This is a genomic window from Inquilinus sp., assembly GCF_057815775.1.
On record NZ_JBYRFX010001169.1, the window covers coordinates 1 to 6,098 of the forward strand.

The following is a 6,098-nucleotide window of genomic DNA, read 5'->3' on the forward strand; positions in this document are numbered from 1 at the left end:
ACCTGCTGGCGGAACTGGTCGACTGGAACTCCGCCGGCGATGGCACCGGGCGGGTGATGGTGCTGATCGCCTTCCTGTTCGGCGTACCGGCGGCGGCGGCCAGCGTGGCCGTGATGATCGCCGATCCCGAGGGCCGGCAGCGCGGCGGCCGCCATGCGCTGATCGGCTTCTACGTCACGTCAGCCTTCCTGTTCGCCGCCGTGCTGCTGCTGCAGGAGGGCGGCATCTGCGTCATCATGGCCGCGCCGCTGTTCTACCTGGCGTCGATCGTCGGGGCGCTGGTCACCGGGCTGCTGCTGCGCCGGACCCGCGGGCGGGCCGTGGCCCTGGTCCTGGTGCTGGCCCCGGTGTTCGGCATGCCGCTGGAGGCCGGGACGGCCTATCCCGAGCAAACCGGATCGGTGACGACGGTGATCGAGATCGCGGCGCCGCCCGAGGTGGTGTGGCGCAACACTGTCGCCATTCCCGATATCAAGCCTGAAGAGCTGGGCTGGACCTTCAGCCATGCCATCGTCGGCGTGCCGCGGCCCGAGGATGCCCGGCTGGAGGGGCAGGGTGTTGGCGCCGTGCGCCAGCTGCGCTGGGGCGGCGGCATCCATTTCCAGGAATGGATCACGTCCTGGGACCTGGACCGGTCGCTGGCCTGGACCTTCCATTTCGACCCGGATTCGATCCCGGCCGCGGTCGAAGGCCACATCCGGGTCAACAGCCCCTATCTCAAGCTGACCGGCGGGCACTACACGCTCGACCCGCTGCCGGGCGGCCGCACGCGCCTGACGCTGCAGACCGACTACTGGATCGCCACCCCGATCAACGCCTATTGCGCCTGGTGGGGCGACATCTTCCTCAACGACTTCCACGGCATCGTGCTGGGCGTCATCAAGGAGCGGTCGGAGGCTGCGGCCAGCCTATAGGCCGTGCCGCTCCACCAGCCATTCCGCATCGTCGAGATCGGCGTCGAAATCGACCAGATCATAGTCGGCATCGTCGGTCGCATCGGCCTCGAACGTCGCGTTCGGCCGGTCGATCAGCAGCGACAGCTGCTGGCCGGCGGCGGCGATCCGGTCGAACTCGTCGCCAGCGGAGGGATCGCGGCTGATCATCAGGCAGACCAGGATCTGCTGCAGCACCCGGCGTTCGTGGGTTGGCGGCACGTCGGTGTCGGGCCAGGTCTCGCGGACCTGCCGGAGCTTGAACAGAATCTCGGAGGCGGCCTGCTGCAGGGAGTACAGCTCTTCCTGGCGCCCGACCGGGGTGGTCAGGATTCCGGTCTCAGGCGCGGCCGACGGAAAATCCGGATAGTCGATGAATTGGTTGAAGGACATGACACACCTCGGGTCCTGCAGGTGCCAATAGGGATGACTATATACCTACAAACTACGGCATTTTATGCAATTTGCAATGATCCAATTGGGTTGCATGAGCGCTTTGGGTTGCGGCCCCGCTCACCCGCCCTTGACGGCCCCCGAGGTCAGGCCGGCGACGATCTGCTTCTGGGCGACGATGGTCAGCACCAGCACCGGCACGATCACCACCAGCGCCGCGGCGGACAGCGGCCCCCAACTGACCTGCTCGAAGGTCAGCGAGTTGTAGACCGCGACCGGCAGGGTGCGGGTGGTGCGGCCGGCCAGCACGATGCCGAAGACGAAGTTGTTCCAGGAGAAGATGAAGGCCAGCAGCATCGCCACGGTCAGGCCCGGCCGGGTCAGCGGCAGCACCACGTGGCGGAACACCTGCCAGCGATTGGCGCCGTCGATCCGCCCGGCCTCCTCCAGCTCGATCGGCAGGGCCTCGAAATAGCTGATCAGCACCCAGATCACGATTGGGATGGTCACGACCAGATGGGTGATGATCTGCGGCCACAGCGTGCCCATCAGGCCGAGCCAGCGGAACAGCAGGAACAGCGGGATCAGGTAGCTCAGGCCCGGCGTCATCCGCGCGATCAGCACCACCACGGCCAGCCTTGTCGCCTTGGCCCGGGCGATGCCGTAGGCGGCCGGCGCGCCGACCGCGAGCGCGATCAGCGTGGCGCTGCCGGTGACGATCAGGCTGTTGAGAAAGTAACGGCCGAAGGAGTTCTCCGAGAACACCTTGACGTAGTTGCTCCAGGCGAAGGTGGTCGGGATCAGCACCGGGGGATAGCTGATGTTGTCGATCTCGGGCTTCAGCGACAGCGACAGCATCCAGACGAAGAACAGCAGTGCGGGCGAGGCGATCACCAGCACCGCGAACCAGAGGGCGGCGCGGCGCAGCAGCTTGGCGAGGGGGCGGGGCATGGTCGTCCGTCTCCTCACGCCGCGGCCAGCTTGGCGCGCTGGCGCAGCCACAGCAGGGCCAGCGACAGGGCGACGACCAGGACGAAGAACACCACCGCGATCGCCGAGCCGTAACCGATGTCGTAGAAGGTGAAGGCCTGGGTGTAGAGGTAGATGTTGATCGTCTCCGACGCCGTGCCCGGCCCGCCCTGGGTGATGGCGTAGATGATGTCGAAGCTTTTCAGCGCATCGATGGTGCGGATGATCGCCGCCACCATCAGGAAGGGCGAGATCATCGGCAGGGTCAGGTAGCGGAACTGCTGCAGCCAGCTGGCGCCATCGATCTGGGCGCTCTCATAGGGCTCGGTCGGCAGGGCGGACAGGCCGCCCAGCACGATCAGCATCACCAGCGGCGTCCACTGCCAGGTCTCGACTAGGACCAGCGCCGGGATCACCGATCCCTGGTCGAAGACCCAGAGCGAGGGCGGCAGCCCGACGACGCTGAGCAGGTAGTTCAGCACGCCGAGCTGCGGGTTGAACATCATGGTCCAGACCAGGGCGATGGCGACCGGCGTCGCCATCATCGGCAGGATGACGATGCCCCGCGCCAGGCCGCGCAGCGGGAAGCGTTCGTTGAACACCAGCGCCGCCACCAGCCCCAGGACCAGCGGCAGCAGCACCGACAGCGCGGTGTACAGCAGCGTGTGCCACACGGCGTCGCCGAAGCGGGCGTCGGCGAACAGCCTGGTGTAGTTGTCGAGGCCGATGAAGCCGCCGGCGCCGGTGGCCTGCCAGTCATGCAGGCTGACCCAGCCGGTGAAGGCCCAGGGGAAGACGATCACCGCGCCGACGACGACCACCGCCGGCAGGATGAACGGCAGGTAGCTGCGCAGGGTCGGCGCGACGGTATTGCTCCGTCGCGCCCGCACCCGCCGCCGCTGGCCGTTGCCGGCGTCCACGGCCGTCACGATCTCAGGCCTCGCTCTTCGCCAGGATCGGCTGGAACTGGTCGGTCGCCTTGGCCAGCTCCGCCGCTGGGTCGGCGCCGCCGATGATGTTGGTCAGGGCGATGCCGAACATGTCGCGGAACTCGTTGACCGGCACGATCACCGGCAGGCCGAGCCGGCTGACCTTGGCCGAGCCCGAGACGGTGTCGATCCACTCCGCCGGCAGGGTGACGCCCTTGCGCACCTCGGCGGAATCGAGGACCGAGCCGCGGAACGGCACGCCGGAGCCGGTCTGCAGCAGGTCGGCCTGCACGGTGCGGGACACCGCCCATTGGCAGAACAGGAAGGCGGCTTCCTTGTTCGCGCTCTGCGCGGCCACGCCGATGCCGTCGCCGAAGGTGGCGGAGCCCTGAGACTTGGGCCCCTTCGGCATGACGCCGTAGCCGACCTTGCCGACCACGCGCGACAGCTTGGGGTCCTCCAGCGGCTTGGCGAAGCCGACGCCGTCGACCCACATGCCGACCTTGCCCTGCAGGAAGGCGGACTGGCATTCGTTCCAGTTGAAGCCGGCGACGCCGGGCGGGGCGGCCTTGGTCATCAGCCGCTGGTACAGCTTCGCCGCGTCGACCGCGCCGGGCGAGGTCGTCGCCAGCTTGCGGTCGGCGTCCAGCGGCGTGGCGTCATAGCCCAGCATCAGCGCGGTCCAGACCGGAACATTGGCGTTCTTCATGCCGCGGGCGACGAAGCCGAAGGTGCCGGCGGCGGGATCGGTCAGCGCCTCCGCCGTCGTCACCATCTCCTCCAGGCTGGTCGGATACTTCAGCCCCTTGGCGGCGAACAGCTCCTTGTTCCAATAGACGATCCAGTAGTCGACGCTCAGCGGCAGGCTGCCGATCGCGCCGTCCGGGCCGGTGGCGAAGGTCAGGCCGGCGGCGGAGAAATCGTTCAGGCTCAGATCCGGGTCGGCCAGGCTGCCATCGGCCAGATAGGGGCGCAGATCGGCCAGCCAGCCGCCCTTCTCGAACTGCCGCTTCTGGGTGTGGTAGCTCATATGCACGACGTCGAAGCTGGGCTGGCCGCTGCTGAATTCGACCACCGCCTTCTGGCGCTGCTGCTGTTCCGGCGTCTGCTCCAGCCCGACATCGATGCCGGTCAGGTCGACGAACTCCTGCAGGTGGCGCTGGATCACGTCGCCGCGCGGGCTCTTGATCAGGTTCACCTCGATATGGGTGCCGGCATACTTCTTCCAGTCGGTCGCGGCGAAGGCCGGACGGATCCGGGGCAGGGCGACGAGGCCCGCGGCCACGGCGGTGCCGGCCAGCAGTGAGCGGCGGTTCAGAGTGGGTGTGCGCGTCATGGTGATCCTCCCCTTGCTTTGATTGCGCCGGGCTGGCTGCCCGGCTGCTTCGATCGATGGTGGCGCTATAGCCCCAAGGCGCGGTTGCGGGCATTGGCGATGTGGGCGGCGATGGTCTCCGCCGCATGGGCCGGGTCGCGGGTCTCGATGGCGTCGAGGATGCCGAGATGCTCGCGCATCACCGGCACCACCAGCCCGGCGATGCCGACCAGCTCGCGCCGGATCAGCCGGATCTTGATCGAGTTGACACGATAGGCCTTGGAGATGATCTCGTTGCCCAGCGCGTCGATGATGGTGTCGTGCAGCCCCCAATCGGTGGCCTGGGCGGCATCCACAACCGCCGGCGTGGTGCCCTCGCTCCCGGCCCGGGCGATGATCTCCTCATGCTGCGCCCGCAGCGCCGCCAGCGTGGCGTCCGGCGCGGTGCGGGCGAAGGCGGCGGTCGCCTCTTTCTCCAGGAACAGCCGGAACTGATAGGCGTCGCGGATCATGGTCAGGTCGATGTGCATGATCTGCATGCCGCGCTGCGGCACGGTCTTGATCAGCCCCTCGACCTCCAGCCGCGGCACCAGCTCGCGGATCGCGCCGAGCGGCATCTGGGTCAGCTCGACCAGCTCGCGCTGCGAGATGAACTGCCCGGCATGCAGGCTGTTGGCCAGGAGGTGCTGGGTGAAGCTGTCATACGCTTTCTCGCGCAGCTTCAGCGGCTCGCGCTCCTCCGCCGGCCCGCTCATCCCGCCGCCGCCTCGGTGGCGAACAGCCCGTCCGCCACGGCGCCGAGCCGGGCGGCATCGGCCGGCGACAGCGCCACCAGCGGCGACCGCACCGCCAACCAGGCCGGGTCGCCGCTGCGATGCGCCACCAGCGCCTAGACCGCCGGGATCACCGGATGGGCCAGCACCGACGCGACCAGCCGCAGGATGCGGTCCTCGTCTCGGCCGTCCTGCACCATCGGCAGCATCGCCTCGGGATAGGCGTTGGCGATGCCGGAGATGGCGCCCTGGCCGCCGAGGCGCACGCCTGCCGCCAGGCAGCGCTCGTCGCCGATCAGGATGGCCAGGTCGCTGTGGGCCGCCAGCAGGGCCTGGGCATAGGCCCAGTCGCCGGAGGAATCCTTGACGCCACGGATCACCTCGGGGAAGGCGGCGCGCAGCCGGCCGATCAGCGCGATCGACAGCGGCACCTGGGTGACCGACGGGATGTGATACAGGATGACGTCGCGGGCGGCACCGCCCAGCAGCTCGAACACCCGGGCGAACCAGGCGAACAGCCCGTCATCGCTGACGCCCTTGAAGTAGAAGGGCGGCGGCAGCAGCAGGGCATCGGCCCCGAACTCCAGCGCCATCCGCGCCTGCGCCGCCGCGTCCTCGGCCGAGGAGGCGGCGATGCCGCCGACCAGCTGCCGCCCCTCGATGCCGGCGCCGGCGAAGGCGCCGAACAGATGCTCGCGGTCGGACAGCGAGAAGGACGCGCCCTCGCCGGTGGTGCCGAAGGCGGTGACGGTGCGGCAGCCATGCGCCAGACACCAGCGGGCATGGG

General features: G+C 68.7%; 8 protein-coding genes. 1 reads left to right on the forward strand and 7 read right to left on the reverse strand.

What is annotated here, in order from left to right:
* Positions 1-914, forward strand: a 914-nt coding sequence (locus AC3XYG_RS41280; RefSeq protein ID WP_489145730.1) for an SRPBCC family protein, incomplete at its 5' end; no start/stop codon positions are given.
* Here the strand turns inward: AC3XYG_RS41280 and AC3XYG_RS41285 are convergent.
* The 7 genes from AC3XYG_RS41285 to AC3XYG_RS41315 all read right to left on the reverse strand — a co-directional run.
* On the reverse strand, positions 909-1,325 hold the full coding sequence (locus tag AC3XYG_RS41285) for a hypothetical protein (protein WP_489145731.1): 417 nt from the start codon (positions 1,323-1,325) through the stop codon (positions 909-911). The genes AC3XYG_RS41280 and AC3XYG_RS41285 overlap by 6 nt on opposite strands.
* Positions 1,326-1,445: 120 nt before the next feature.
* Entirely contained in the window at positions 1,446-2,276 is an 831-nt protein-coding gene (locus AC3XYG_RS41290; protein ID WP_489145732.1) for a carbohydrate ABC transporter permease, read from the reverse strand.
* 14 nt (positions 2,277-2,290) lie between these two features.
* Positions 2,291-3,223, reverse strand: coding sequence for a carbohydrate ABC transporter permease (locus AC3XYG_RS41295; protein ID WP_489145733.1), 933 nt, complete (start codon positions 3,221-3,223; stop codon positions 2,291-2,293).
* A gap of 4 nt (positions 3,224-3,227) precedes the next feature.
* On the reverse strand, positions 3,228-4,559 hold the full coding sequence (locus AC3XYG_RS41300; protein ID WP_489145734.1) for an ABC transporter substrate-binding protein: 1,332 nt from the start codon (positions 4,557-4,559) through the stop codon (positions 3,228-3,230).
* A 65-nt stretch (positions 4,560-4,624) separates the two neighbouring features.
* Positions 4,625-5,293 carry a GntR family transcriptional regulator gene (locus AC3XYG_RS41305; protein WP_489145735.1) on the reverse strand — a complete coding sequence of 223 codons (669 nt, stop codon included), beginning with the start codon at positions 5,291-5,293 and terminating at the stop codon, positions 4,625-4,627.
* The gene (locus AC3XYG_RS41310; RefSeq protein ID WP_489145736.1) at positions 5,290-5,421 is read right to left on the reverse strand and encodes a hypothetical protein; all 132 of its coding nucleotides are present in this window, start codon (positions 5,419-5,421) and stop codon (positions 5,290-5,292) included. The genes AC3XYG_RS41305 and AC3XYG_RS41310 overlap by 4 nt, the downstream gene beginning before the upstream one ends.
* Before the next feature lie 6 nt (positions 5,422-5,427).
* The coding region (locus AC3XYG_RS41315) for a dihydrodipicolinate synthase family protein (RefSeq protein WP_489145737.1) at positions 5,428-6,098 on the reverse strand (671 nt) is incomplete at its 5' end.

Excerpts from the sequence above, each read along its gene's own strand:
- AC3XYG_RS41285 (WP_489145731.1), bottom strand. The coding sequence starts at position 1,325 with ATGTCCTTCAACCAATTCATCGACTATCCGGATTTTCCGTCGGCCGCG.
- AC3XYG_RS41290 (WP_489145732.1), bottom strand. The coding sequence starts at position 2,276 with ATGCCCCGCCCCCTCGCCAAGCTGCTGCGCCGCGCCGCCCTCTGGTTC.
- AC3XYG_RS41300 (WP_489145734.1), bottom strand. The coding sequence starts at position 4,559 with ATGACGCGCACACCCACTCTGAACCGCCGCTCACTGCTGGCCGGCACC.
- AC3XYG_RS41305 (WP_489145735.1), bottom strand. The coding sequence starts at position 5,293 with ATGAGCGGGCCGGCGGAGGAGCGCGAGCCGCTGAAGCTGCGCGAGAAA.